Origin of the sequence: Bacillus sp. LJBS06, assembly GCF_016924995.1 — a bacterium.
Lineage (GTDB): Bacteria > Bacillota > Bacilli > Bacillales > Bacillaceae > Bacillus > Bacillus stercoris.
Window position 1 is genome coordinate 2,195,136 of record NZ_CP070483.1, and the last position, 24,859, is coordinate 2,219,994.

Below are 24,859 nucleotides of genomic sequence, written 5' to 3' on the forward strand. Positions count from 1 at the left end.
TTTTCTGTCTTCAAGACAAAAAGCATTCAGCTTGAAGCGAATGCTTTAATAAAGATGCGAATTCAGTCATTTTGTCTCATGGCAGGATTCTAAATCAGGCCATTTTCATTATTTTTACGTTCTTGGTGAAATTAACGGATATAATACACCGTCTTTGGCAAACGACATCTTCCCTGTCTCCTCTGAAACCACAAGCACAAGCGCATCCGTATAGCCCGACATACCGAGAGCCGCCCGGTGCCGGGTTCCCAAATGGATATCCACTTCCTTCGTCGTCAGCGGGAGCACATTGGCTGCTGACACAAGCTTGTTTTCTCTCACCAATAAAGCACCGTCATGAAGAGGGTTTCCGGGGAAAAAGATGCTTTCAATTAATGATGAGCTGATCTCGGCATGAAGAGCGGTGCCTTTTTGAATATAATGTTCAACTGGATCCGCTCTTTCAATCACAATTAAGGCGCCGTGCTTATGCTCCGATAAGGCTTTAATCGCCTTGGCCAGCTCTATGAATGCCGGCGTAAACTCCTCAATGTATGATTGCAAATAAAAAGATGATGCAATCCCCTGCATATCCTGAAAAATGTGCCCTAACTCATCTAATTCACAAAGAAGGCACTGGTCTTGTTCATGAAGCGTTTTCAAAATTAACGATGCATCCCCTAATATTTGCTCTAAGTACACCTGTATTTTCCCTTTGAATGCATTTTCTGATATCTGTTCATAACGCATAGCCTTCATCTCCTGTTCAAATTTCCAACTTTTCACGAATGCTTATCTTATTGATGCACATTCTATAGGGAAAGGAGGGATGTAAAGAATGGAAATCGAAAGAATCATTCAGTATATTTGCACCTTTTTAGGCGTGATTTCGCTTTCTTTTATTTATGCCCAAATGTTTAGAAAAACGAAACCGACAAAAAAAGAATAGGCCAGGCGTTCATTGCTTTTTATACATAAAATGTTATAATTTCTCTCGTTATGAAAAAGAAACGGGGATCAATGTATGAAAGAAACTCAAAACGCCCGGGAAAAGATCAAACAGCTCTTGCACATTTTAATCCCGATATTCATTACCCAGGCGGGGCTTTCTCTAATGACTTTTCTAGATACGGTGATGTCAGGGAAAGTCAGCCCCGCTGATTTAGCGGGTGTCGCGATTGGCTCAAGCCTTTGGACCCCTGTTTACACAGGACTGGCAGGTATATTAATGGCGGTCACCCCGATTGTCGCTCAGTTATTAGGCGCCGAGAAAAAACAGAAGATTCCTTTTACTGTTTTACAAGCTGTATACGTGGCCGCGCTTCTTAGCATCGCCGTTTTAGTGATTGGATATGCTGCAGTTGACCTTATTCTTGGCCGATTGAACCTTGATATTCACGTGCATCAGATTGCTAAACACTTTTTAGGCTTTTTATCACTGGGAATTTTCCCTTTATTTGTTTACACCGTGTTGAGATCATTCATCGACTCATTAGGAAAAACGAGAGTCACAATGATGATTACACTCAGTTCTCTTCCAATCAATTTTGTATTGAATTATGTATTTATCTTCGGGAAATTCGGCATGCCGGCACTTGGCGGCGTCGGCGCAGGGCTGGCATCCGCGCTTACTTATTGGTGTATCTGCGTTTTCAGTTTTTTCATTATCCATAAAAACGCACCGTTTTCTGAATACGGGATTTTCCTTACGATGTATAAGTTCTCTTGGGAAGCATGCAAAAATCTACTCAAAATCGGCTTGCCTATTGGGTTCGCTGTATTTTTTGAAACGAGCATTTTCGCAGCTGTTACGCTTCTAATGAGCCATTTTCATACAGTGACCATCGCGTCCCACCAGGCAGCCATGAATTTTGCGTCTCTTCTATATATGCTGCCGCTCAGCGTGTCCATGGCTTTAACAATTGTAGTCGGGTTTGAAGCGGGTGCAGCCCGATTTAGAGATGCACGCTCATATAGCTTAATCGGCATCATGATGGCGATCGGCTTTTCTTTGTTCACAGCCGCCTGTATCCTGTTATTCAGAGAACAAATTGCGGGCATGTACACTTCTGACCCCGATGTGCTCAGGCTGACACAGCACTTTTTAATTTATGCGCTGTTTTTTCAGCTTTCCGATGCTGTGGCCGCACCGATCCAAGGAGCGCTCAGGGGGTACAAAGACGTGAACTATACGCTTGCGGCTGCTTTTGTCTCTTACTGGATCATTGGCCTTCCGGTCGGTTATATGGTCGGTACGTTTACAAGTCTGGGTGCATTCGGCTATTGGATTGGATTAATCGCAGGACTCGCCGCCGGCGCAGTTGGGCTGTTTTTCAGGCTGGCAAAACTGCAAAAACGTTATTCGCAAAAACAATACATGTAAAAGAGGTGTCAATCATGGCAAAAAACAACAAATTATACGAGTATCTTTCTCAGCATGCGGAGACCATCAGTTCAACATGGTATGAAACAATTGAGGAGACTGATCCAAATTCCATTTATGCATCAACAGACCCTGCTGTCATTCACAATTTAAAAAGCCAGAACCTCGCCTTCAATTATAAGATCAATCGTATTTTCATAGATGATGAGGAAGTATACCTGCCTATCCTGAAAGAATGGGCCTTTGAAGTGACACAGGATCCTGAGCATTTAAAGACTCCTATCCACTATATTATTCGTGAGTTTGTCAGAGTGAGAGATTTATATGTTTCCTATGTGAAAGAATTTGTCCATCTCAATCAGGATACTGTGAAAGGCGAAGAAGCTGAAGACCTGTATCATTCCCTTATCAAAGCGTTTGATCTTGTGATCCATATTTTTATAGAAGAAATGTACAAAAACACAAGCCTTCAGCTGCAGGCCCAAAAAGATATGATTACTGAATTGAGCGCGCCGGTCATTGTGCTTTTTCACAGCGTCGGGCTGCTGCCTTTAATCGGAGATATTGATACGGTTCGCGCCAAACTGATTATGGAAAACACTCTGCATCAATGTGCGAAGAAAAAGGTGACACAGCTGTATATTGATTTGTCAGGGGTAGCAATTATTGATACAATGGTTGCCCACCAGCTGTTCAGTTTAATTGAGGCGCTGCGTTTAATCGGTGTTTCTTCAACTTTGTCGGGAATCCGTCCGGAAATCGCGCAAACAGCGGTTCAGCTAGGGTTGTCTTTCGATGACATTTCCTTGAGATCCACCCTCGCTTCAGCAATTGCATCGGACTTAAAATTAAAAAAGGTATAAGGCTTAAGGCCTTATACCTTTTTGATTAATCATTCCATTGATACGTCCAATATATTTCTTCTTCAAACCATGTTGCCATAACAGGTTCATTATTTTTTAATTTCTCTTCAAGCTCTCTGAGCATACCTTCTGTTTGTGTGCGGTGAGCTCTTAACGCATTCATTTTAATATCAGCTACTTCTTTGATATCAAGTACCACATCAGCTTCGCCGAGAATCTCTTCTCTGTTGCGGGTAATAGCCATGCAGATTGTACGCGGACGGTCTTCTTTCTTTTTGCGGTACAATGCACGGATAACCGCTTCCCCGCATGCATCATGGTCAGGGTGCACACCGTGTCCGGGATAAAATGTGACAATTAAACTTGGTTTTACATCATCTATGATCTCTTCCATAATATCAGCTAAATACTCATCATCTTCAAATTCGAGCGTTTTGTCACGGAGTCCAAGCATACGAAGGTCATTGATATCCATTTCTTTGCAAGCGTTGATGAGCTCTTGTTTTCTTAGCAGCGGCAACGTTTCCCGATTCGCGAAAAATGGATCGCCCATATTTCTGCCCATTTCACCTAAAGTGGCACAAGCATACGTAACGGGAATGTCTTTTTTTCTGTTTAAGGCAATGAGGCCTGCCACTCCATATGATTCATCATCAGGGTGAGGCAGGATTACTAATACATGTTCTTTCATTATTATTCACCCTTTTCTTTAAACTGTGAACGGTTTTTCACTGATTTGCAGAGAAATAGCCAGTTTACCGCCCGGCAGGTGTCCCGCCATTAATAGACGGTTTTCTTCATCTACCGTGTATTCAGTCAAGCCTTCAGCATAAATCCAGCCTTCTTCTGTTTTCAAGCCAACGCGGTAAGGTCCATTGCCTTTGATTTTTGCCTGATGATAAGTGACTTTTGCATTGCGGATATATGCAACAACCGTCATGTTCTTTTCATTTAAATGCGCTGAATAAGAACCTGTGGTGGTTTCTAAATGGATATATACAGGGCGGTCCGCATATCGTTCTAAAGATGCTTGCACATCTTCTTTTATGATTGCTTTCATGATTGCTCCCCTCTTTCTTCTTTTAAATACTCTGCACGTTTTGTATGTAATTTGACCAGCTGATATTTCACAGCCGGTTCGAGCTGTGAATTCACAATGCGCTGAATTGCGGCAAAATATTTTTCCAGCATCGGTTTTCGGAGTCTTGGATGTGTACGTTTATCCAAAAGCTCAAGATCAATCGCCTCTGCTACCGCTTCTGCGTCATCATGTGCGAGAGATCGGTTATTCCAAAGTGAAGCGTAGGCTTTCACTATCTCTTTATCATTGTCCATCGTCTTGCTCCTTTATGTCTTACATACATGAAATGATTATACATAATATATGCATCAGCTGAAAAGCCAAAGGCCTCAATGGCTTTTTGACGCCCGTTTCCACTTCACTTGTGAAAACGTAAACAAGAGCAGCGCAGCCCATATACAGCTGAATGTAAAAGCCTTCGAGCTTGAAAATGGCTCATGGTAAACAAACAGCCCAATCAGCAGAGTAATGGTTGGCGCAATATATTGTAAGATACCGACTTGGTACAGCGGCAGCCGTTTCGCTCCTTCCGCAAACAATAAAAGGGGCAATGCCGTAAACACACCGGCCAAAAAGAGAAGCAGCCACGTCCCTCCGCTTTCTGCACCCGCTGGCTGAGCATGTCCGCTGAACAGTAAATATCCCAATGCAATCGGCATAATCATGAATGTTTCCAGCGTTAAACCGATGGCGCTTGGCAGGCTTGTTCTTTTTTTACTTAACCCGTACAGTCCAAAGCTGAATGCGAGCAGAAGCGAGACATAAGGAATGGAGCCGTATTGGAACGCCGAGATAATGACGCCGGCCGCCGCAATCGAAACGGCCACTAATTGCAGGCGATTCAGTTTTTCCTTTAAAAATATAATCCCAAGGAGCACTGATACAAGCGGATTAATGTAATAACCAAGACTAGCCTCAAGCAAAAAGCCATGATTGACAGCCCATATGTAAACAAACCAGTTAATCGAAATCAGGATAGAAGCGAGAAATAAAGAAAGAATTCCTCCGTTCTTTTTCAAAGAGCGCAGCTCCTGCCATCCTATTTTCCATTGGCGCAAGAAAAAAAGTACGATACACATAAAAACAAAAGACCATATAATACGATGAGCCAAAATATCAAGAGCCGGCAGCTGTTCGAGAAGCTTCCAATAAAGCGGAAACAGCCCCCACATGATAAAGGAAACGGCTGTGTAAAGAACGCCTTTTTTTGTTTCTGCATGTTGCATTGATATCCCTGCCTTTCTTTAGAGCATCTTATATTATATCACGTGAAAGATCTGGCGGGCATATACTATTTTGTCCGTGAAGAAAGGATGTGAAGACAATGTTTGAGTGGAACAAGTACTTTCCTTTCCACAATCAATTTTCTAAAGAAGCATTAAAAAAAGCTGATCCGAAAGAAGTTGAAACGTATGTCAATCGTGTGATGGAAAGTGTGTTCGGCAGTGATTATGCGGCTCAATTTCCTTTCCGCGATCCTCTCCCCCAAAAAGAACAGCCCGCCAAACCTGATGCAAAATCTGATGTCAAACCTGATATTGATATATTCGAAACAGCAGACCATGTGTTTGTAAAGGTTCCAATCGGCGAAGAACAGCTGGAACAAGTGAGAATTAAACACACATCTCACGAATTATGGTTGGAAAACTTCCCAAGGTCAGATCATCCGAAAAAAGTAAACCTTCCTTGTTTAGTCAAACGCAAAGGAACAAAAGCCGTCTATAAGGATGGCCTTCTGGAAGTCATGTTTCAGAAGCAGCAAGACTACAATATGTCTGAGGTAGAAATCATCCGATAAAAAACGGCCTGCAAAATGCAGGCCGTTTTTATTAATAGAAGCCGGGATATCCCCCATATGGCACGCCGGCACCAAAACCGTACGGTCCGCCTCCGTATCCATAAGGGCCAGGCGGATAAGCATAGGGACGAGAATAGTTAAACAGGGCACTCCCAAGAAAACCGCCTAATAAACCGCCGACTAAAGGAGCGCCAAACAAAAAAGGACTACGCGCCGGGTATCCGGCTGGACCGAGATTCCCGCGATAATACGAATGATGAGGGTACAAGATTTTTCCTCCTTTATGTCTGCCTATACGTAAGGTATTCAATAAAGAAGAAAAACGATTGGGCTATAGACTGAATCTATAGATTGTTACACAACAAGCCCTGCCAATAACACACAGCCGAGCCCTGTAACGGAAAGAACTGTTGTAAGCAGCGTCCAGGTTTGAAATGTTTCTTTCAGGCTCAAACCGAAAAATTCCTTTACCATCCAAAATCCTGCATCATTTACATGACACGCAATGACACTGCCCGCTCCGGTTAGGGCAATGCCAATGATAAAAGAGGCAATCACAACCGCCGTCTGCATACTTTTATTCCTGAATTTGTAAATCACCGGCAGCTACAATTAGAATCGGCATGGTACCCTCCAAAAGTGTTTGATATGAATCTCGCGATGTTTCAGCGCTTTTCATGCCTTGATAAAAAGAAATCGTTTTCATTAATATCTAAAAAACGTCTTGGTTATATGATTGTTATATTTTGATTAACTAATGTTTTTATACTCATCTCCTAATCAATAACTTTCAATTGTTTTATGAGTTTTTTCGATTACCTATCGTCTGTCACAACGATTTATTAGTTATATGTTGATTAACTGTTGGTTATGTGTTATGTTTTTTTAAAGTTGATTGCCAATCAATAATTCTATCCATTGTCTGAAAGCAACTGAACCCATATGAAAACAGACGGATAACAACTTCACAAGAGGAGGCGTTCACATGCCATTATTGCGTTTTGATGTAATTGAAGGACGTGACGAAAAATCGCTGCAATTGTTATTAGATACTGCTCACCAAGCAATGGTTGAAGCATTTGGTGTTCCCGAAAGAGACCGTTATCAAATAGTCCACCAGCATCCTGCAAACGAGCTTATGATCCAGGATACAGGATTAGGATTGCAAAGAAGCAAGGATCTGGTCATTATCAGTATGACAAGCAAAACAAGAACAAAGAGCCAAAAGGAAAAATTGTATGCCCTGCTTGCTGAAAAGCTAGAAGAAAAATGCGGAATCTCCCCTGAAGACCTCATGGTATCTATTACTGAGAATGGTGACGCAGACTGGAGTTTCGGTCTCGGTGAGGCTCAATTTTTGAATGGAAAACTATAAGATTTCGCTTCTTCATAAAAAAAGAGAGAGCTCAAAAGAGCTCTCTCTTCTTACGGAACCAGAATGAAATCATCCTGCAAAACGAGGTGCCTGGATCTTTTTTGAAATCCAGTCTCTATGCCAATTGGAAACTGCTGGCGGTTAGCATTCCGCATTGTAATTTGCATAACAGGGTAAACCACAACAGGCTGCACGCTGTAACTTATGGGTTATTTCTTATTTTAAGCATACTTCCTTCTACATGACACGTTTGCAAATCCCGAAATGCCATTCTGACAAATATAAAAAGTCATGTAAACGGGTGTGAACCGACACTTACATGACTCATCATTGAAACAAAAGCTCTTTTTCCAGACGCTAATTTCCTTATTTCTCTTCTTCGCACACTGTGTCACCAGGCTCGCAAAATTGATCTGCCCATACCTGCATCTCTTGGAATACAGCTTGAAGCGCTGTCCCTTTTTCAGTCAGCGTGTAGATGACCTTGACCGGCGTTTCAGGGAGAACCTGCCGTTCGACAATCTCGTTTTGTTCAAGCTCTTTCAGGCGCTCCGCCAACATTTTTTGGCTGATCATCGGTATTGTTTCCGTTATCTCTTTAAACCGTTTCGGCCCATCCATAAGCACATGGATGATCAGACCGTTCCATCGTTTTCCCAGCAATGAGAAAGCGGTTTCCATTTTAGGGCACATTGTATTTCCCACAAGTCCTCATCCCTTCATCTATTGATTGACATGTATTCAATGATCCATTACAATAATCTTTCAAGTTACATTTAGTAAGCTTCTAACTTTTCTATTATCATACCACGTTTATCCGAAGGAGGAAACACTATGACGAATACTCTGGATGTTTTAAAAGCACGAGCATCTGTAAAGGAATATGATACAAATGCCCCGATCTCTAAGGAAGAGCTTACTGAGCTATTGGATCTTGCCGCTAAAGCGCCTTCAGCTTGGAACCTTCAGCATTGGCATTTTACAGTATTCCACAGCGATGAATCAAAAGCGGCACTTCTTCCTGTAGCGTATAATCAAAAACAAATCGTTGAGTCTTCTGCTGTTGTTGCCATTTTAGGCGATTTAAAGGCAAATGAAAACGGTGAAGAAGTTTACGCTGAATTAGCAAGCCAAGGCTATATTACAGATGAAATCAAACAGACTTTGCTCGGCCAAATCAACGGTGCCTACCAAAGCGAGCAATTCGCACGTGATTCCGCTTTCTTAAATGCTTCTTTAGCTGCTATGCAACTTATGATTGCCGCAAAAGCAAAAGGCTATGATACTTGCGCAATCGGCGGATTTAACAAAGAGCAGTTCCAAAAGCAGTTTGATATCAGTGAACGCTATGTTCCTGTTATGCTTATTTCAATCGGCAAAGCAGTAAAACCTGCCCATCAAAGCAACCGCCTGCCGCTTTCAAAAGTGTCAACTTGGCTGTAAGGATATGAAAAACCTTAGTCCGACATACGGACTAAGGTTTTTTTTATACAATCGCTTCTTTGTACCATTCACGGGCCTGTTCAGCTTCATGCTGAGTCAGTTGATGGCCCCCGTCCTGCCAGAAAACGGAGGCTGATGCTCCGCTGTCACGTAAATAGCGGTAAAGCTCTTCTGATTCTTCCTTCGTGCAGAGAGGGTCGTATTTCCCGGCACCGATAAAAACGGGAAGCCCCGCCATATCAGGCAGCTCGATACCGCGAATCGGGACCATTGGATGATGCAGAATAGCCCCTTTTAACACATCTTTATAATGAAAAAGCAGGCTTGCCGCAATATTTGCGCCGTTTGAATAACCGACTGCAATCACTCGGCTGCGATCAAATTGATGCGTTTCTGCAGCCTCGTCGATAAAATCTTTCAATTCTCTTGTCCGCACCACAAGATCCTTTTCATCAAAAACCCCTTCACTCAGACGTTTGAAAAATCGCGGCATTCCATTTTCAAGCACTGATCCTCTGACACCAAGCAAATGGGCATGAGGGTCTATAAACCGGCCCAATGAAAGCAGATCGTGTTCATTTCCGCCCGTGCCATGCAACAGCAAAAGTACGTTTTCAGATGTCCCTTTTTCATAAATATGCTTCATCATAAATTCCCCCTTTAAAGTTCAGGCAAAATGTCTGTAATTTGTTGTCTATGTTTCTCCAGCCAATCAGGCAGTTTTAAGGAAGTCCCCAGCTTATCAAATGATTCATCTGTCATAAAACCCGGTTCATCTGTGGCGATTTCAAATAAGATACCGCCTTTCTCTCTGAAATAAACGGATGTAAAGTATTCCCTGTCAAGGATTTCTGACGCAGGCAGATGGTGTTCAGCAATAATCGGCAGCCATTTCGCCTGTTCCTCTTTCTTTGTCCGAAACGCTACATGGTGTACCGTCCCATAACCTCCCACCCCTCTTTTTTCAGGATGTAAATGAACGTCAATGACGCCGCCGACAGCTGCTGAGGATGTCAGCCTGACAATCTGATCTTCTTCGGCCACTTTGATATATCCAAAGCTTTCCGTTAACAATTGTATGGTTGCCTGCGGGTCGTAGGAATACAGCAGCACGCCTTTCATTCCCGTAATTGCTTCATTTGTTGTGATCCCATCAGGCGTCCACTCGCTTTTGCTGCTTTTCGCATCCTCCATGATCGCCAGCGGAAGGTCTTCTGTATCATCAAAAATAAGGCTCTTTTCACCGAATAACGTCTTTTCCTCTAGGTTCAGCCCGTTTTTCTCAAGACGCTCCTTCCAAAAAGACAGGGAGCCTGCAGGAACTGAAAAGTACACCCGGCCCGCTTGGCCTTTGCCGACCGTTCCCTGTCCGCTTCCTTGGAACGGGAAAAAGGTCATTATTGTGCCGGGATCTCCATTTTGATTCCCAAAGTAAAAATGATACGTTCCGGGATCATCAAAGTTTACTGTTTTTTTAACAAGCCTGAGCCCAAGCACTTCTGTATAAAATCGCAAGTTTTCCTGCGGATCTCTCGCAAATGCTGTGACATGGTGCAATCCTTCAGTTTTCATTTACTCACTCCTATTTATCTCGATTTCAAGATATTTATCATTTTAAACCTTTATTGAAAAGGATGCAAACCATGTGTTTTGATTAAATAATTGAAAAAATCATTTTTTTCTAATAATTATCTTGTGATCTTATCTTACAACTGCTATTATAGTGAGCATTATCATGTTTCAGGAGGAAAGTAAATGGTTAAAAAAGCACTTATTGTTATTCTTATTCTTTTGCCATTCGTTCAGCTCGCGCTTTTGCCGCTTGTGAATCGAATAGAACCGATTATGTTCGGCCTGCCGTTTTTCCACTTTTGGCTGCTGTTGTGGATTATCATTACGCCGTTATGCTCGTTTGGCATTTATCAGATGCAAAAAAAAGATGGAGGACTTGAATAATGCAAGGGAATCTGACTGCACTTCTTATTACAGCTATTATCGTCTTAACCGTTGTCTGTATCGGGTTTCTTGCTGGAAGAGACAAATCCTCACGCACTTCTGTGGAAGAATGGTCTGTCGGCGGCAGGCGCTTCGGCGGTCTTCTCGTCTGGTTTTTAGTAGGCGCTGACCTCTATACGGCCTATACGTTCTTGGGGTTAACCAGTACGGCTTTTACAGGGGGAAGCGTTGCATTTTTCGCCATTCCCTACTCTGTGTTGGCCTACTTTATTGCCTACTTCTTCCTACCTAAACTTTGGAAAGTTGCAAAAATTCATAAATTAACAACACTCGCGGATTACGCTCGGGAACGTTTTAACAGTAAGCTTTTGGCAAGCCTTGTTGCCATCGTCGGGGTACTCATGCTTATTCCGTACATATGCCTTCAGCTGAGCGGCATTCAAGACACGCTTCAGGTTGCCGGCACCGGATATATTAATGTGAAATTCGTTGTAATCATTTCATTTATTCTCGTTGCTCTTTATACATTCTTCAGCGGGATTAAAGGGCCTACATTTACAGCTATCATTAAAGACATTTTAGTATGGGTCATTATGCTGTTTATGGTGGTGTCCCTCCCTCTCATTCATTTTAACGGCTGGACGCCAATGATTGACACGTTAGTGAAGGAAGCGCCGCAAATGCTGACGATACCGGCAGAAGGGCCAAAAGGCATTCCTTGGTTTATCACAGCATCTATTGTTTCCGCCTTGGCACTTTTTATGTGGGCACACGCCGCTACAGGCGTTTTTACAGCGAAAAGCGCCGATGCAGTAAGAAAAAACAGCATGTTTTTGCCGCTATACAATATTGTGTTAATTTTGGTCATTTTTCTTGGCTTTATCGCCTTTCTTGTTCTGCCGGAAGATACAAATCCAAGACTGGCGCTGCTGCATTTGATTCAAACATCTTACGGCGGCGTGGCACAAGGTTTTGCATATGCCACGATTGCTCTTGCTTCATTGATCCCTTGTTCCATCATGGCAATCGGGGCATCAAATTTGTTCGCCAATAACTTGTACCGCGACTTGATTCATCCGACTGTGTCTCAAAGCAAGCTGACCCTCGTCACACGTTCAATGGTGTTTGTTGTCATCGGCCTTGCGCTTCTGTTTGGAATGCTGTTTCCGACTGCTTTAGTGACACTTCAGCTATTAGGCGTATCCGGTATGGTGCAAATTTTCCCTGCGATTGCTGTCAGCCTGTTCTGGAAAAACCAAACGAAAGAAGCGACGATTATCGGATTATTAGCCGGTCTTGCGGTAACGTTTATTGTGTACACCACTCAGTCCGCACATGGCATTTATGAAGGATTCTGGGGACTGGCCGCTAACATGATCGCTGTGGTTGTCCTGAATCCGCTGTTCGTTAAAAAAGCGGGATCCAATCCTGTCATTGAAGGTTTATTTGGCAAAAAACAAGACGCTAACCCGAATCAAAAAGGTGCATAAAAAAAACCATACGCGGCAGCCGCGTATGGTTTTTTTACATTTCTTTTTTTAGTGTTTCAATTGCCTTTTCCATTTGCGTATCATTATTTGACAGCTTCTTTTGAAGTTCTGTCATTAATTTCGTTGTTGTATCGCCAGTCAATACGCCTGTTTCTTTCAGTTTCTCTTTTTTCTGGAACTGTTTGACGACAGATACAAAATCCTGGTCATACGTACCGGTAACCTTTACCTTGTAACCAAGTGCTTTGAGCATTTTCTGGGCCACTTTAACGTTTGTGCCTGAATCACCTGATTTGTACGTTTTATCTGCGTCCAAATACGGCAGCTTCGCGTAATCAGGCAGCTCTGCTTTCACTTGAGGTTTGATGCCTTTTTTGTGAATCCATTCACCGTCAGCAGTCAGCCATTTGGCGACTGTCAGTTTGACGGTAGAGCCATCATCATATTCTTTTGCCGTTTGCACTGTGCCTTTGCCGAATGTCGTTTCACCGATTAACGGTATGTTTGACGATTCATGAAGGGCAGCGGACATAATTTCGGCGGCGCTTGCTGTACCGTCATTTACCAAAACGACGGTCGGTTTGGTCACTTTACGTTCTTTTTCAGCCTTCATGACTTCTTTTGAACCGTTTTTGTATTCAACCTGCATGATGTTTTTCCCTTTATCAATGAACAGGTTGCTCATCGTAATCGCTTGTTCCATTAAGCCGCCCGGGTTGCCTCTCAAGTCTAAAATATAGCCTTTGGCGCCTTTTTTCTCTAAACTGTCAATCGCATTTGTCAGCTCTTTAGCTGTTGTTTCAGAGAAAGAAGTGATTTGAATTTCTCCGATGTTGTTGTCTTTCATCTCTGAATAGACAGTCTCTACAGGAATGGTATCGCGTTTAATGGAAAGATCGATATGACCCACTCCCGCTCTGTTCAGCTCAAGCTTCACCTTTGTGCCCTTTTTGCCTCGGATTAAAGCAACGGCCTCATTTACATTCATGCCTTTAACGCTTTTTCCATTCACTTTTAGGATTTGGTCCCTTGGTTTAATACCGGCTTTTTCAGCAGGTGAACCTTTAATTGGTGATACAATAAGGATTTCTCCGTCTTTCTCCTCCACTTGGGCACCGATTCCTTCAAAAGATGCAGAAATCGTTTCGTCGAATGATTTCGCTTGCTCTTGATCCATATATGTGGAATACGGATCATCCAGAGATTGAATCATTCCTTTAATTGCTCCGTCTACTAATTTGTCATCATCTGTTTTTTGGTAATAATCACTCTTGATTTGCTCATACGCTTTATTTAATTTGTCGAACTTGCTGTCTCCTGTGCTTGCTGATTTTTGGCCCAGGATACTGGAATTGCCCGTAATAAATAAAGTAAGCGCTGAAGCGACAACCGCAGTGATCAGCACAATAAAAAACAGTTTTAATTGCCGTTTCAATTAAACACCACCTTTTTCTTCTTACATTATTATCATGGACGAATTCTTATTCGTCAACTCGGAGCAGAAATGAGAGAGAAACGCCCTTCTTTTGCTTTTCATAAACCTATGTCTTTATACGACATATGATAAAGAAAAAGGAGGATTCGATATTGAGCCGATATTTAGAAATGCTGTCCTTATTCGGTGTCGCAGGAGCGCACCCAGGCGGGCTGGCTTTTTCAAAAGCAGTCTTGCAAAAGGCTGCGCCCTCCCCGGACCAGCCGATACTTGATGCTGGATGCGGAACAGGGCAAACAGCGGCTTATTTAGGACATTTGCTGTATCCTGTGACAGTCGTTGATAAAGATCCTATCATGCTTGAAAAAGCGAAAAAAAGATTTGCAAATGAAGGGCTTGCCATCCCTGCATATCAGGCAGAGCTGGAACATCTCCCGTTTTCTTCTGAGTCCTTTTCCTGCGTCCTGTCAGAGTCGGTCCTCAGTTTTTCACGCCTGACTTCCTCTCTTCAAGAAATTTCAAGAGTTTTAAAACCTGGCGGGATGCTGATTGGTATTGAAGCAGCTTTAAAAAAACCGATGCCCCCTGCAGAAAAGAATCAAATGATGGATTTTTACGGATTTACTTGCTTGCATGAAGAAAGCGAATGGCATAAACTCTTAAGATCTTATGGCTTTCAAAAAACGGAAGCGATGACACTGCTTCCAGAAGACATGGAATTTGAACCAACCACAGAAATGGATTTATCGCAAACGATCGCCCCCATCTATTACGATACGCTTCAAACACACTATCAGCTCATGCAAATATATAGTGAGTATATGGGTCATTGTATTTTTATCGCGTATAAGTAAAACGGCGTATCGCCCCCTATTTTCGTCCAACCTTTTTTTCCTATCTATCATATGCTGATAGAAAGTCAGTATAGGAGGGAACAATATTGGAGAGATATTACCATCTTTGCCGTAACCATCAAGGTAAAGTCGTCAGAATTACAGAGAGAGGCGGAAGAGTTCACGTCGGCAGAATTACCCGTGTAACAAGAGACAGAGTTTTTATTGCTCCGGTCGGCGCAGGGCCAAGAGGTTTCGGTTACGGATATTTGGGCGGTTATTGGGGATACGGAGCAGCTTACGGGATTTCCCTCGGTTTAATTGCAGGAGTGGCTCTGGCTGGTTTATTCTTCTGGTAAATAGAGAATCATAGTCAGATCAATGCTAGATTACCGAATACAAGTAAGCCCGCTTATCAATGGTAAGCGGGCTATCTCTTTTAGATTTTTTTCACTTTTTCAAAGTACTCTTCCAGCGTTAAATCATTATCATGCATGACTTTCGCGGCCTTTTTGCCTACATAGCGCAGGTGCCATGGCTCATATTCATATTTCGTAATATCTTCTTTATTTTTCGGATAGCGAATGACAAAGCCATATTTATAAGCATTGTCCTGCACCCATTTCCCATCGGCCGTGCTACCGAAGGCTTCATTTAGCTCAAAGCCATTGCTTCGGCTGGAAATGTCCATCGCAAGGCCTGTTTGGTGCTCACTTTCACCTGGATAAGCAACCGCTTCTCTTGCCTTCTTTTCTCCTTTAAGGCTTACTTCATTGTCGAAAATGACTTTCTGTCTGTCATACGCACGGTATCCTGAGACAGCCGCCAGTTCATAGCCTTCCTTTTTCGCAGCATCGAACATCGTTTTTAACGCATCTGCCGCTTCCTTTCTGATATAACGTTTTTGAATCTTTTCTTCAAAAGAAAACTCCACATCAGGTATGACAAGATCGCTAGGTTCATAGTTTCCGGGCAGCGCGTATTGTTTATTGACAAGCGCGAGTATATTTTCTGGATTTTGAATGGTTTCCAGACCGTCCACTTTTTTAATATCATTGAAATACTTGCTTTCCAATGAAAACTCACTGTCCTGGGTGTTTGTTTTTTTGCTGTCAGCTGTTTTTTGTTCTGCTTGCTTTGTTTCTGCTGTGGTTTTCGTATCCTTTTGAGCATCTCCATTTGACATGCTGCAGCCGGCTCCGACTATTGCCGTTACACTCAGAGCGGCAGCCAGTGAGAACCATTTACCGGACTTTTTCATATTACATTACCTTCCTTTTATCAATCGTTTCCGCATTCATAAAGAAGAGGCTGCCGGCACCCAGCACGCCTCTTGATTTATTTTATTGTGATACGGAATGTAAAGCCACTTCTATCATATCATGAAATGTGGTTTGACGCTCTTCCGCTGTCGTTTCTTCTCCTGTTAATACGTGATCACTCACGGTGAGAATTGACAGCGCTTTTCTTCCGTGCTTCGCTGCTAATGTATACAATGCAGTGGTTTCCATTTCAACACCCAGCACACCGTATTTTGCAAGCTTTTCAATTTGTGAATCGTCATTGTAGAACTGGTCAGCAGTAAATACGCTTCCTACAGTCACCGGCACGCCTTTATCCTTTGCGGCATCATAGGCATTTTTTAAAAGCTCGAAATCTGCACAAGGCGCAAAATCAATGCTTCCGAAAGCGACTCTGTTCATTTGTGAATCAGTTGAGGAGGTCATCGCTAAAATGACATCTCGCACTTTGACATCTTTACGGATAGCGCCGCAAGAACCTACTCTTATTAGATTCTGCACATCGTAGCTTTGAATTAATTCATTCACATAAATTGAAATAGACGGAACGCCCATTCCCGTGCCTTGCACTGAGATTTTTTTGCCTTTATATGTACCGGTAAACCCATACATGCCTCTGACTTCATTGTAGCATTCTACATTTTCAAGATACGTTTCTGCAATGAATTTTGCTCTGAGAGGATCACCCGGCAAAAGCACAGTATCCGCAATTTGTCCCTTTTCAGCACCTATATGTACGCTCATCTCATATCCTCCTGTAAATCTAAATTATCATCCAGCCCGTCCATTTTACAACGAATGTCATGATGAAACAAACTTCAGCATTGATTATAAAGGAATATGCAGAAAAAAGAAATGTTCGGGGATCTGTTAGGCGCTTTCTGAGAAAAGCGGATAATCGGGGTGTTAATTTGAAAACCTAACCGCAGGAAGGAGGGGTGGGACATGGGTAAAAAACATCGTAACCGGATCACCGGCCAAAAAAAGAACAATCATATACCTGAAAAAGATATCATTGCAGCTGAAGAAGCACACGGGAAAGAATATTCCGCTGCCAAACGCAAGCCTTAAATTGCAGAAAACTGCGGATTTCCGCAGTTTTCTTTTCGTTATGTTGTTTGTACAATCAGACGGTTGATTTTCCTCCAGCCGGCGGGAAGCAGTTGATAATATGTTTTCCCTTTTCTGCCTTCATCAATCAGGATCACGTCCCCTGTAGCCATAAATCTCGCATCATAATCACTCGGAACAGTGTCGAATACATTAAACAAAGAGAACGCTCTTTTCAGTACATCTTGATGATCGCTCCCGTTCAGTTCAGTTCGATAGACGGCTTTGTAGCCCTTTTTTTCGCCAAACCGGGGTGTTTGAAATATTGTCACGTCATAGGAACAAGACTTCTTTTTAAACACGGATAACATCATCAAGATCCCCTCCCTTTTATTTCTTTAACATATTGGCTTTTTTGCTGTGTTTTCCTCTCTCTATTTTTGTCGAAACCGCTTAATCTTTTCGTCAAAATCTTTTACCAGGAAAAACAGAAGCAAGCCGAAACTGAAGCCTCCTAACACGTCTGTCAAAAAATGAACCCCCAGATAGACTCTGCTTAAGCCGACCAAAACAGTGATTACGCCGGCAATGGTATATACCATTTTTTTATGCTTGGACAAAAACGGGAGGTGTTTCACTAAAAAATAAGCAATGACAGGATAGACACAAGCAGCATTCATAGAGTGGCCGCTCGGAAAACTGTAGGATGATTCATGAACCAGCGGTGCAAAATCAGGCCTCACTCTTTCGATCCATTCTTTTAGGACTTTGTTTAACAGCCGATCTGCGCCGAATACCAAGAGCATCAACAGGCCATCCCATGTTTTTCTGTAGAAAAACAGGCCCGCTCCGATGATCACAATTAGAGGAAGCAGAAAAGAAGAAGCACCAAGATGCGTGATTCCTGTCATGACATCATTAAGCCATGGCTGGCGGATCAAAACAGCCGCTTTGCTTATGGCTTCATCTGCAGACTGAACAGCATTTGTATGAATGGCCGCAGCTAGAATGAGGAAGAAAAGAAACAAACTAACGGGCTTGTACAACAATGTAACCACCTCAATTTCACAGAAGTCATAGAACATGAATAATAAAACCGGAGCTGACCGCTCCGGTTTTAAGCCTCACTCATCTTCATCCAGCTCTTCATCTATCATACATTTTTCTATCAAATAATCAAAGGTAATATCAGCGATTTCAAACAGCTCATCCTCACTCGGTATGTAGCCCCGTCTTGCAAGCTCTCTGTAAAAAAATTCAGCGATTTCTTCCGTATCAATCACAAGATCTATCTCTTTCATCTCCGTACCGCCTCCTTTTTTATGTTTTATGAAAAAACAGGCTGAATTATACCCGGTGTTCTAAACAATTCTTTCAGTCATATATTGAATAAAAAACGAGCCATGGGAGGCTGACGCTATGATCGCTAAAATGATGGAAGCACTGGACGGAGAAAGATTTGATATCATAATGGAAAAAACGCTCAAAGGGATGACGCGTGTCATGATTTGGGGCTGTCTGCCTTATTTTTTATATATCTTGATCCGTATGTTCACAAACTAACTGAAATGCTCTTTTAAACTTTCCAGAACAAACTTCATCATATCTTTATACTCTTCATCATGAAACATTTCGTACAGAATTTTGTAATCATTATAAATATCCAGAAGCTCATCAACAATTGATACAGCAAGGATGTGAAGGGTATCTTGATCTTCATCATCGCCTTCAAACTGAAGAAGAGCAGACGATGCGATATCTTCGCCGATCTCATGGCCAGTTTCTCCGACATAGTGGACAAACAACAGCTGGTGTACAAACTGGTCCATTTCATATTTTCTAAGCACCAGCGTGAGATCCTCTTCCTCCGTTTCAAGCCACTCTCCATCCTTTAAACGGGTGAGCTCATAAATGATATCCTCCCAGCCATCTTCTAAATATCTCCAAATTTCTGTTCTGTGGCCGATAATGCGAAAGAGTTCTTTTCCATAATCTTTTACATAAACAACGTCCCCAATAAGGAATTCATATTCAATATCAAGCTTTTCCATGTCGACAATGACACCCTCATAATCTTTATAAAGCTGAATGGACGATTCAAAGTATAAAACTTCGTTATGATTGACTTCATAAAGATAGTGTTTATCAATTTGATGCACTTTTGTGATGGTGCCAACTGTTCCATACATAATGACGACTACGATATCCCCTACTTGGAATTTCGGTTTATTTTGCTTCATGGTGTCTCCCCCTCGCCGCAACATTTCTCATACGCTATCGTATGCCGGGGGAAGCCAATTCGCATGGGCATGAAAACCAAAGGAAATATCCAATTATGGTATGAATATGGACATAAAAAAATCCGCAGTGATCTGCGGATGAAACAGCTATTATCTGCCGTGCACTTCAGCCTCGTATTGATCCCAAGCTTCATCAAACGTTGCCATCGTGTGAAGATAATCAGCATTCAGCTCCAAATACGAACTGATTTCATGATAATCGGTTGATGTTTTCGGAAAGCTGTGATCCTCATACGCCTGATTGGCAAATTCACTGATGCTGTCCTTCGGCTTCGGGTGTCTGTATTTTAATAAATAGTGATAAAAGGATTTCATGGGTTTCCCCTCCTGGTGTCTGTCTTTTGTTGTTCTATTATACAGTTCAAGTGTAAAATTACAACAAAAGAATACTGAAACATGACTCAGGAGAAGTCAAAATAGTTGCGTTTCAAAATCCTTTCTGTCTCCATGAGCTGCTGATACGTTAGGCTTTCAGGCAGTTTTTTTGTTTGAATCAAAAGCAGCTGATCCTCAATCTCCTTAACCGTATTTTCCTCTTGATAGCTCATACCGCAGGCAGCACATACCATGGCGGGGGTGTCTGTCAATTCTATAGCCCTCGTTCCATCAGGGAGCTCCCAGTACACCGTGTTCCTTCCGGGCACCGCTTCAAGTTCGCCGCACCATTCGCATGTTTTCATGAAGAATCTCCTCCGCTTTCAATCTCTTCCTGTTTTTTCTGCTGCGCCAAAAATTTCTTTTCTTTAAGCTGATCCCTTTTCTCACGGCGGTCTTTTAATGTTTCATGCTCCGGATTTGCGATGTATGCCTCTCTCCTTTTGATTCTGTCTACATTTTCAGGTGTAAATGAAACTTCTTTGTCAGCAAAAATAGCACTCAGCCCGACCGGATCCTTTTTGTCAGCGGTTTCAGGGAAAACGGACTCAAAATAAGCGTCTGCCTGGTTGGGGATATAATTCTCCGGTTCCGGATATGACGTAATCACACCTTCAAAATTTCTTAAGATGACTTTGTCTGGACTTTGTGACAGGACATAGTTTGGCTGCAGGGCGATTTTACCTCCGCCGCCTGGTGCGTCAACGACAAAGGTAGGAACCGCATAGCCTGAGGTATGCCCTCTCAGCCCTTCAATGATCTCCAAACCTTTGGAAACAGGCGCCCTGAAATGCCCGATACCCTCTGACAGATCACATTGGTAGATATAATACGGACGGACTCTGATTTTTACCAAATCGTGCATAAGCTTTTTCATAATTGGAACCGAATCATTAATACCCGCTAATACGACAGCCTGATTTCCGACCGGCACACCTGCGTTCACAAGCTTTTCACAGGCTTCAACGGATTCCTCTGTCATTTCGATGCTTGTGTTGAAATGGGTGTTCAGCCAGACCGGATGATATTTTTTCAATATCTCGCACAATTGTTCGGTAATGCGCTGCGGAAAGACGACGGGCGCCCTTGTTCCGATTCTGATGACTTCCAAATGCGGAATGCTCCGCAGCTCTTTTAAAATGTATTCTAAAATTTGATCATTAATAAGCAGCCCGTCACCGCCTGAAATTAAACAATCACGGATTTCAGGTGTTTCCCTGATATAAGCAATTGCAGCATCCAGCTGTTTTTTAGGGACTCCCATTCCGATTTGTCCGGAAAAACGCCTTCTTGTGCAGTAGCGGCAGTACATGGAACATTGATTCGTGACAAGAAACAGCACACGGTCGGGATAGCGGTGTGTCAGACCCGGTACCGGTGAATCTTCATCCTCATGTAGCGGGTCTTCCAGATCGTATTTTGTTTTGTGCATTTCTTCAGAAAGCGGCACAGACTGCATGCGGATCGGGCATCTCGGATTGTCGGGGTCCATTAAAGAAGCATAGTAAGGCGTAATATTTAAGGGGATCGTTTTTGTAGAAATTCTGACACCTTCCTCTTCTTCCTTGGTCAGATTGATGACCTTCTTTAAATCATCTAACGTTCTAACAGTATGTGTCAGCTGCCAAAGCCAATCGTTCCATTTCTCTTCCGGAACGTCCTTCCATAACTCGATCTCCTTCCAATGCCGTTTCGGTTTATACCATTTGTTTTCCAAACGAACTCCTCCTCGCGCATGTTTTGACTTACAGTTGTTTGCACCAAATATTCATGTTTTCAAGACCTTCGGCTATAAAGCAATTATTGATCAGCCTTCCGCCATACTGATAACCTGAATGGTACAACACAGCATTCATCCCAAAAGACGAAGCACGGGCGAGAGAAAACACATGGAAGATATCCCTTCCAGCCATTTCTTTTTCTAACGCCTTGATTAAAAAGCTTGTCAGCGAATGGCCGCGGTATTCCGGCAGCACAGCACAATCGGTTATTTCTGCATGCCCCAGCTCTGGATTGATTTCTGCGCTTGCTGCGCTGATCAAGCGGTCATGATCAAGCATGATATAATACACCGTATTTGCCTTCATCGTCTTTTCAATATAAGCGGGGTCAAATACGGGGGTCGGATACGTACGGAATACTTTTTTATACAGCATTGACAGCTGATACATGTCGTTTGTTTCTGCTTTTCTCATCGTAAATACGGGTATGTTGTCGTTGCGGAGACAGGGCACTGTGCGATATAAGGATTCGATGATCTCCTGTTCCTCAGTATATGAATCTGTTTGTCTCCGGTTTTCTGAAAGGTAACGAACCATGACACAAGCCGAATGGCCGAGATAATAGCCCTTTAGATAACCCTCCGGCGCAAATAATTGTTTGACAAGCATTGGTTCATCATGCTGCTTCGTATAGACGATGATTTTTTCCGCATTCTCTTCTTTCGCCGCTGCCACGATATCTGGCAGGGCCTTCTCAATGGCTCCGTCATAACAGACCACTCTGATTCGTTTATTAAAGCTGTCATGGTCCAAAACTGCTGTGACACCGCTACTCTTTATCGACTTGAGCATCCGCATCCTCCCCGTCTGTATGAAGCCCGCACCAATCCATGACAAAAAGTGCAATAATTTTAGCAGATTCTATCATGGCTTCAAGCTCAATGTATTCATTGGCCTGATGGGCCGCTTTTGTTTCCCCTGGCCCGAAGACGATCACTGGCGTATCTCCTGCATGATATAAAAGCCCTCCATCCGTTCCCCACGGGGAAGCTTCGAGAATCGGCTCTGTCTGTTTCATTTTTTGATAGGCTGATTGCAGCACAGAAATTAAAGGGTGGTCATCTGGTAAATCATTCGGCAGCCACTGAGCGCCAAACCATTCTACTTCTACGGGATGGCGTTTAAACCATTCGTCACGGTATTCTAAATCCTTCAGCCAGTTTTCCAATTCAAGTTTGACAGCTTCTGGTTTCTCATGGGGGGCAATTCCGCATCTCCCTTCTATGACGACACGGTCTGCAACCGAAGATGGCCAGGCACCGCCTGAGATGGTGCCGATATTCACCGGTACCGGTATTGGGATATTGTCATACAGCGGATCTGAGATTCTCGCATTGCGGACCTTTTCCAGCTCTTGTATCGCTGTGATAACATGCATGCTTTTTTCAATCGCGCTTACCCCTTCGTAGCGTGTGCCCCCATGTGCCGCTAATCCCTTCACTGTGATTCGAAACCACATTGAGCCCTGCTGCTTTATAAATAGTTTCATATTCGTCGGTTCAGGTATCAGCGCCCCGTCAGCACGATAGCCTCTCATGATGGCAGACAGTGTTCCGGCGCCGCCGCACTCTTCATCTACAACACTCTGAAACAATACATCTCCCTTCAATTTGACATCGCAGGCGTGCAAGGCTTCTAAAGCAAAAAGAAGGGCTGTATTGCCTCCCTTCATATCCGTTGAGCCACGGCCGTATATTTTACCGTTCTCTTCGAAAGCTTGATACGGTTCATACTTCCAATCCTTTACGTTTCCTTCAGGCACAACATCGATATGGCCGTTCAAAATCAGGGACCTGCCTCCGCCTGCTCCTGTTTTTTTCGCCACGATGTTCGGGCTCTCATGAAAATCAGAACGATTTGATTTAAAGTAGGGATGCTGTTTTAATTGCTTTAGGCTTGGCTCCCATACATCAATGTCCATATGAAATTGCCGGAGTTTTTCAAGCACAACAGCTTGGGCGTTAAACTCTGACCCCAAAGTGCTTTTTTCCCCAATCAGCCTTTTGAGAAGACGAATGGCTTTGGCCGAATGCTGATCAAGCCACCCGATAACTTTTCTTTCAATGTCTTGCATCCTCATTCCCCCTCTTAAGAAAAAGGCATATCTATTTTGATTTCAGCCTCTGTCAGCCTCGTCACCTCTTCGATTGTCGAGCCATTCATCAGCTCTTTTAAAATAAAGTGATGGCCATCGACCTCAAGAACCGCTTTTTCGGTAATAATCAAATCCACACAGCCTGCGGCAGTTAACGGCAGCGTACATCTTTCTGTTAATTTAGGCCTACCCTTTTGATCTGTATGACTCATGACAACAACCACTTTTTTCGCTTTTTGGGCAAGCTCCATCGCCCCGCCCATACCCGGCACCTTTTTTCCCGGAACAAGCCAATTTGCCAAATCGCCTGTTTGGCTCACCTGCAGGGCGCCTAAGATGGTAATGTCAATTTTGCCTCTTCTGATCATTGCAAAAGACATCGTAGTATCAAAATAGGAAGCCCCTTTTACAGCCCGGACAGGATATCCCGCAGCGTTGCATAAATGCGCATCCTCTTCTCCCTTTTCAGGACTTTCTCCAATGCCAAGGACACCGTTTTCGGCTTGAAACATGACCTGCATGTCAGTTGGCAAAAAGTTAGGGACCAAGGATGGGATGCCGATGCCGAGATTCACAATCATGCCCTGCTTAATTTCAGCAGCAGCCCGTTTTGCGATTTGTTCTCTTTCTGCTACTCCCAAGCCCATTTCCACTTCACTCCTTCACTTCGTACAACCCCCTCGACAAAAACCCCCGGTGTGACAATCATTTCTTCAGAAATCTCTCCCATCGGGACGATACGCCCAGCTTCGGCAAAGGTTCTCCTGGCGGCCATTGCCATTAACGGATTCATATTGCGCGCGGTTTTGTCATACGTTAGATTGCCGAATTCATCGGCAATGCACGCATTGATGAAAGCAAAATCAGCCGTCAGCGCTTCTTCTATCAAATATCGTTTTCCCGCCACAGTTACGATGTCCTTTTCCTCGCAAACCATTTGATTATCAATGCCGATATCGCTTAAAATACCGCCAAGTCCTGCTCCGCCGGCGCGAATCCGCTCCGCAAGCGTTCCCTGAGGTGAAAATTGAACTTCTAATGTCCCGTCTGTCATCTGTTTCCCCGCTACAGGATTGGAACCGATATGCGAGGCGATCAGGGTTTTGACCCGTTGATTAACAATAAGCGGGCCGATCCCTATCTCCGGGAAACCGGCGTCATTGCAAATAACAGTTAAATCCGTTACACCGCTGTCCAAAATAGCCTCAATCAATGAAGGAGGCGACCCGACTCCTCCAAAACCGCCAAACATCAGAACCGATCCGTCCTGAACATCTGCAATTGCTGTTTCAATGCTGATTGCTTTTTGAAATGGCGCCAT

General features: G+C 43.3%; 34 protein-coding genes and 1 pseudogene. 11 read left to right on the plus strand and 24 right to left on the minus strand.

The window, feature by feature from the left end; genetic code table 11:
* Positions 1 to 114: 114 nt before the first annotated feature.
* Positions 115 to 738: a cyclic di-AMP synthase CdaS gene (gene cdaS / locus JQX68_RS10860; RefSeq protein WP_147772433.1), complete on the minus strand. Its 624-nt coding sequence runs from the start codon at positions 736 to 738 to the stop codon at positions 115 to 117.
* Positions 739 to 1,003: 265 nt separating this feature from the next.
* Between cdaS and JQX68_RS10865 the strand changes: the two genes are divergently transcribed.
* Positions 1,004 to 2,362 (plus strand): MATE family efflux transporter, encoded by a 1,359-nt coding sequence (locus JQX68_RS10865; protein ID WP_014664281.1) that lies wholly within the window; start codon positions 1,004 to 1,006, stop codon positions 2,360 to 2,362.
* Between the two features lie 14 nt (positions 2,363 to 2,376).
* Complete coding sequence (gene rsbRC / locus JQX68_RS10870) at positions 2,377 to 3,225, plus strand: RsbT co-antagonist RsbRC (protein WP_147772015.1); 849 nt, start codon at positions 2,377 to 2,379, stop codon at positions 3,223 to 3,225.
* Positions 3,226 to 3,250: 25 nt separating this feature from the next.
* Here the strand turns inward: rsbRC and bshB2 are convergent, their stop codons facing one another.
* The 4 genes from bshB2 to rarD form a co-directional block, all read right to left on the minus strand.
* Entirely contained in the window at positions 3,251 to 3,916 is a 666-nt protein-coding gene (gene bshB2, locus JQX68_RS10875) for a bacillithiol biosynthesis deacetylase BshB2 (RefSeq protein WP_040082883.1), read from the minus strand.
* Positions 3,917 to 3,934: 18 nt separating this feature from the next.
* Positions 3,935 to 4,285, minus strand: a complete 351-nt coding sequence (locus JQX68_RS10880; RefSeq protein ID WP_003231213.1) for a YojF family protein — start codon at positions 4,283 to 4,285, stop codon at positions 3,935 to 3,937.
* Positions 4,282 to 4,560: a hypothetical protein gene (locus JQX68_RS10885; RefSeq protein WP_040082881.1), complete on the minus strand. Its 279-nt coding sequence runs from the start codon at positions 4,558 to 4,560 to the stop codon at positions 4,282 to 4,284. Before JQX68_RS10885 ends, JQX68_RS10880 begins: the two co-directional genes overlap by 4 nt.
* Positions 4,561 to 4,635: 75 nt before the next feature.
* The gene (rarD, locus tag JQX68_RS10890; protein WP_147772016.1) at positions 4,636 to 5,532 is read right to left on the minus strand and encodes an EamA family transporter RarD; all 897 of its coding nucleotides are present in this window, start codon (positions 5,530 to 5,532) and stop codon (positions 4,636 to 4,638) included.
* A 98-nt stretch (positions 5,533 to 5,630) separates the two neighbouring features.
* Between rarD and JQX68_RS10895 the strand changes: the two genes are divergently transcribed.
* Positions 5,631 to 6,104 carry a spore germination protein GerT gene (locus JQX68_RS10895; protein WP_147772017.1) on the plus strand — a complete coding sequence of 158 codons (474 nt, stop codon included), beginning with the start codon at positions 5,631 to 5,633 and terminating at the stop codon, positions 6,102 to 6,104.
* Positions 6,105 to 6,135: 31 nt separating this feature from the next.
* Here JQX68_RS10895 and JQX68_RS10900 read toward each other — a convergent pair whose 3' ends face one another.
* Positions 6,136 to 6,372, minus strand: coding sequence for a hypothetical protein (locus JQX68_RS10900; protein WP_069149732.1), 237 nt, complete (start codon positions 6,370 to 6,372; stop codon positions 6,136 to 6,138).
* Between the two features lie 86 nt (positions 6,373 to 6,458).
* A pseudogene (locus JQX68_RS10905) lies at positions 6,459 to 6,638 on the minus strand (GntT/GntP/DsdX family permease); the annotation flags it as partial.
* 451 nt (positions 6,639 to 7,089) lie between these two features.
* Between JQX68_RS10905 and JQX68_RS10910 the strand changes: the two are divergent.
* Positions 7,090 to 7,479: a tautomerase family protein gene (locus tag JQX68_RS10910; protein ID WP_147772018.1), complete on the plus strand. Its 390-nt coding sequence runs from the start codon at positions 7,090 to 7,092 to the stop codon at positions 7,477 to 7,479.
* Positions 7,480 to 7,845: 366 nt separating this feature from the next.
* Here the strand turns inward: JQX68_RS10910 and yodB are convergent, their stop codons facing one another.
* Positions 7,846 to 8,184: a transcriptional regulator YodB gene (gene yodB / locus JQX68_RS10915; protein WP_147772019.1), complete on the minus strand. Its 339-nt coding sequence runs from the start codon at positions 8,182 to 8,184 to the stop codon at positions 7,846 to 7,848.
* Positions 8,185 to 8,313: 129 nt separating this feature from the next.
* Between yodB and JQX68_RS10920 the strand changes: the two genes are divergently transcribed.
* On the plus strand, positions 8,314 to 8,922 hold the full coding sequence (locus tag JQX68_RS10920) for a nitroreductase family protein (RefSeq protein WP_014664292.1): 609 nt from the start codon (positions 8,314 to 8,316) through the stop codon (positions 8,920 to 8,922).
* A gap of 43 nt (positions 8,923 to 8,965) precedes the next feature.
* Here JQX68_RS10920 and JQX68_RS10925 read toward each other — a convergent pair whose 3' ends face one another.
* Together JQX68_RS10925 and JQX68_RS10930 are read right to left on the minus strand one after the other, a co-directional pair.
* Entirely contained in the window at positions 8,966 to 9,568 is a 603-nt protein-coding gene (locus JQX68_RS10925) for an alpha/beta hydrolase (protein WP_071577941.1), read from the minus strand.
* Between the two features lie 14 nt (positions 9,569 to 9,582).
* Positions 9,583 to 10,494, minus strand: a complete 912-nt coding sequence (locus tag JQX68_RS10930; protein ID WP_147772020.1) for a ring-cleaving dioxygenase — start codon at positions 10,492 to 10,494, stop codon at positions 9,583 to 9,585.
* A 183-nt stretch (positions 10,495 to 10,677) separates the two neighbouring features.
* Between JQX68_RS10930 and JQX68_RS10935 the strand changes: the two genes are divergently transcribed.
* Positions 10,678 to 10,878 carry a DUF3311 domain-containing protein gene (locus tag JQX68_RS10935; RefSeq protein ID WP_014477095.1) on the plus strand — a complete coding sequence of 67 codons (201 nt, stop codon included), beginning with the start codon at positions 10,678 to 10,680 and terminating at the stop codon, positions 10,876 to 10,878.
* On the plus strand, positions 10,878 to 12,368 hold the full coding sequence (locus JQX68_RS10940; RefSeq protein ID WP_147772021.1) for a sodium:solute symporter family protein: 1,491 nt from the start codon (positions 10,878 to 10,880) through the stop codon (positions 12,366 to 12,368). The genes JQX68_RS10935 and JQX68_RS10940 overlap by 1 nt, the downstream gene beginning before the upstream one ends.
* 34 nt (positions 12,369 to 12,402) lie before the next feature.
* Here the strand turns inward: JQX68_RS10940 and ctpA are convergent, their stop codons facing one another.
* Positions 12,403 to 13,803: a carboxy-terminal processing protease CtpA gene (ctpA, locus tag JQX68_RS10945; protein ID WP_069149737.1), complete on the minus strand. Its 1,401-nt coding sequence runs from the start codon at positions 13,801 to 13,803 to the stop codon at positions 12,403 to 12,405.
* A 152-nt stretch (positions 13,804 to 13,955) separates the two neighbouring features.
* Between ctpA and JQX68_RS10950 the strand changes: the two genes are divergently transcribed.
* Together JQX68_RS10950 and JQX68_RS10955 are read left to right on the plus strand one after the other, a co-directional pair.
* Positions 13,956 to 14,657: a class I SAM-dependent methyltransferase gene (locus JQX68_RS10950; RefSeq protein WP_014664296.1), complete on the plus strand. Its 702-nt coding sequence runs from the start codon at positions 13,956 to 13,958 to the stop codon at positions 14,655 to 14,657.
* Positions 14,658 to 14,743: 86 nt separating this feature from the next.
* Positions 14,744 to 14,995 carry a hypothetical protein gene (locus tag JQX68_RS10955; RefSeq protein ID WP_205440299.1) on the plus strand — a complete coding sequence of 84 codons (252 nt, stop codon included), beginning with the start codon at positions 14,744 to 14,746 and terminating at the stop codon, positions 14,993 to 14,995.
* Positions 14,996 to 15,075: 80 nt separating this feature from the next.
* Here the strand turns inward: JQX68_RS10955 and ldcB are convergent, their stop codons facing one another.
* Positions 15,076 to 15,897 (minus strand): LD-carboxypeptidase LdcB, encoded by an 822-nt coding sequence (ldcB, locus tag JQX68_RS10960; RefSeq protein ID WP_014664298.1) that lies wholly within the window; start codon positions 15,895 to 15,897, stop codon positions 15,076 to 15,078.
* 82 nt (positions 15,898 to 15,979) lie between these two features.
* Complete coding sequence (gene deoD / locus JQX68_RS10965) at positions 15,980 to 16,681, minus strand: purine-nucleoside phosphorylase (RefSeq protein ID WP_003241589.1); 702 nt, start codon at positions 16,679 to 16,681, stop codon at positions 15,980 to 15,982.
* 201 nt (positions 16,682 to 16,882) lie between these two features.
* On the opposite strand from deoD, the gene JQX68_RS10970 reads away from it, so the two are divergent.
* Complete coding sequence (locus tag JQX68_RS10970; RefSeq protein WP_003231174.1) at positions 16,883 to 17,008, plus strand: hypothetical protein; 126 nt, start codon at positions 16,883 to 16,885, stop codon at positions 17,006 to 17,008.
* Positions 17,009 to 17,046: 38 nt separating this feature from the next.
* Here JQX68_RS10970 and yodL read toward each other — a convergent pair whose 3' ends face one another.
* From yodL to JQX68_RS10985, 3 genes are all read right to left on the minus strand, one after another.
* Complete coding sequence (yodL, locus tag JQX68_RS10975; RefSeq protein ID WP_014664300.1) at positions 17,047 to 17,361, minus strand: shape determination protein YodL; 315 nt, start codon at positions 17,359 to 17,361, stop codon at positions 17,047 to 17,049.
* Positions 17,362 to 17,421: 60 nt separating this feature from the next.
* Complete coding sequence (gene pgpB, locus JQX68_RS10980) at positions 17,422 to 18,033, minus strand: phosphatidylglycerophosphatase PgpB (RefSeq protein WP_147772022.1); 612 nt, start codon at positions 18,031 to 18,033, stop codon at positions 17,422 to 17,424.
* Between the two features lie 78 nt (positions 18,034 to 18,111).
* Positions 18,112 to 18,288 (minus strand): YozD family protein, encoded by a 177-nt coding sequence (locus tag JQX68_RS10985; protein WP_003231166.1) that lies wholly within the window; start codon positions 18,286 to 18,288, stop codon positions 18,112 to 18,114.
* Between the two features lie 118 nt (positions 18,289 to 18,406).
* On the opposite strand from JQX68_RS10985, the gene JQX68_RS10990 reads away from it, so the two are divergent.
* Positions 18,407 to 18,550, plus strand: coding sequence for a hypothetical protein (locus JQX68_RS10990; protein ID WP_040082865.1), 144 nt, complete (start codon positions 18,407 to 18,409; stop codon positions 18,548 to 18,550).
* On the opposite strand, the gene JQX68_RS10995 is transcribed toward JQX68_RS10990, so the two are convergent.
* From JQX68_RS10995 to JQX68_RS11030, 8 genes are all read right to left on the minus strand, one after another.
* Positions 18,547 to 19,227, minus strand: coding sequence for a hypothetical protein (locus JQX68_RS10995; RefSeq protein WP_014664302.1), 681 nt, complete (start codon positions 19,225 to 19,227; stop codon positions 18,547 to 18,549). The two genes, JQX68_RS10990 and JQX68_RS10995, sit on opposite strands and share 4 nt — an antisense overlap.
* A 150-nt stretch (positions 19,228 to 19,377) precedes the next feature.
* Entirely contained in the window at positions 19,378 to 19,602 is a 225-nt protein-coding gene (locus tag JQX68_RS11000) for a YozE family protein (RefSeq protein WP_003241575.1), read from the minus strand.
* Between the two features lie 86 nt (positions 19,603 to 19,688).
* Positions 19,689 to 19,967: a YokU family protein gene (locus tag JQX68_RS11005; protein WP_040082864.1), complete on the minus strand. Its 279-nt coding sequence runs from the start codon at positions 19,965 to 19,967 to the stop codon at positions 19,689 to 19,691.
* Positions 19,964 to 21,379, minus strand: coding sequence for a lysine 2,3-aminomutase (gene kamA, locus JQX68_RS11010; protein ID WP_040082863.1), 1,416 nt, complete (start codon positions 21,377 to 21,379; stop codon positions 19,964 to 19,966). The genes JQX68_RS11005 and kamA overlap by 4 nt, the downstream gene beginning before the upstream one ends.
* Positions 21,380 to 21,407: 28 nt before the next feature.
* On the minus strand, positions 21,408 to 22,235 hold the full coding sequence (gene ablB / locus JQX68_RS11015) for a putative beta-lysine N-acetyltransferase (RefSeq protein WP_205440300.1): 828 nt from the start codon (positions 22,233 to 22,235) through the stop codon (positions 21,408 to 21,410).
* Positions 22,213 to 23,523, minus strand: a complete 1,311-nt coding sequence (locus JQX68_RS11020; protein WP_205440301.1) for a peptidase — start codon at positions 23,521 to 23,523, stop codon at positions 22,213 to 22,215. Before JQX68_RS11020 ends, ablB begins: the two co-directional genes overlap by 23 nt.
* Before the next feature lie 8 nt (positions 23,524 to 23,531).
* A complete protein-coding gene (locus JQX68_RS11025; protein ID WP_205440302.1) occupies positions 23,532 to 24,185 on the minus strand; it encodes a 3-oxoacid CoA-transferase subunit B in 654 nt (217 codons plus the stop codon).
* Complete coding sequence (locus JQX68_RS11030; RefSeq protein ID WP_136654114.1) at positions 24,170 to 24,859, minus strand: CoA transferase subunit A; 690 nt, start codon at positions 24,857 to 24,859, stop codon at positions 24,170 to 24,172. The genes JQX68_RS11025 and JQX68_RS11030 overlap by 16 nt, the downstream gene beginning before the upstream one ends.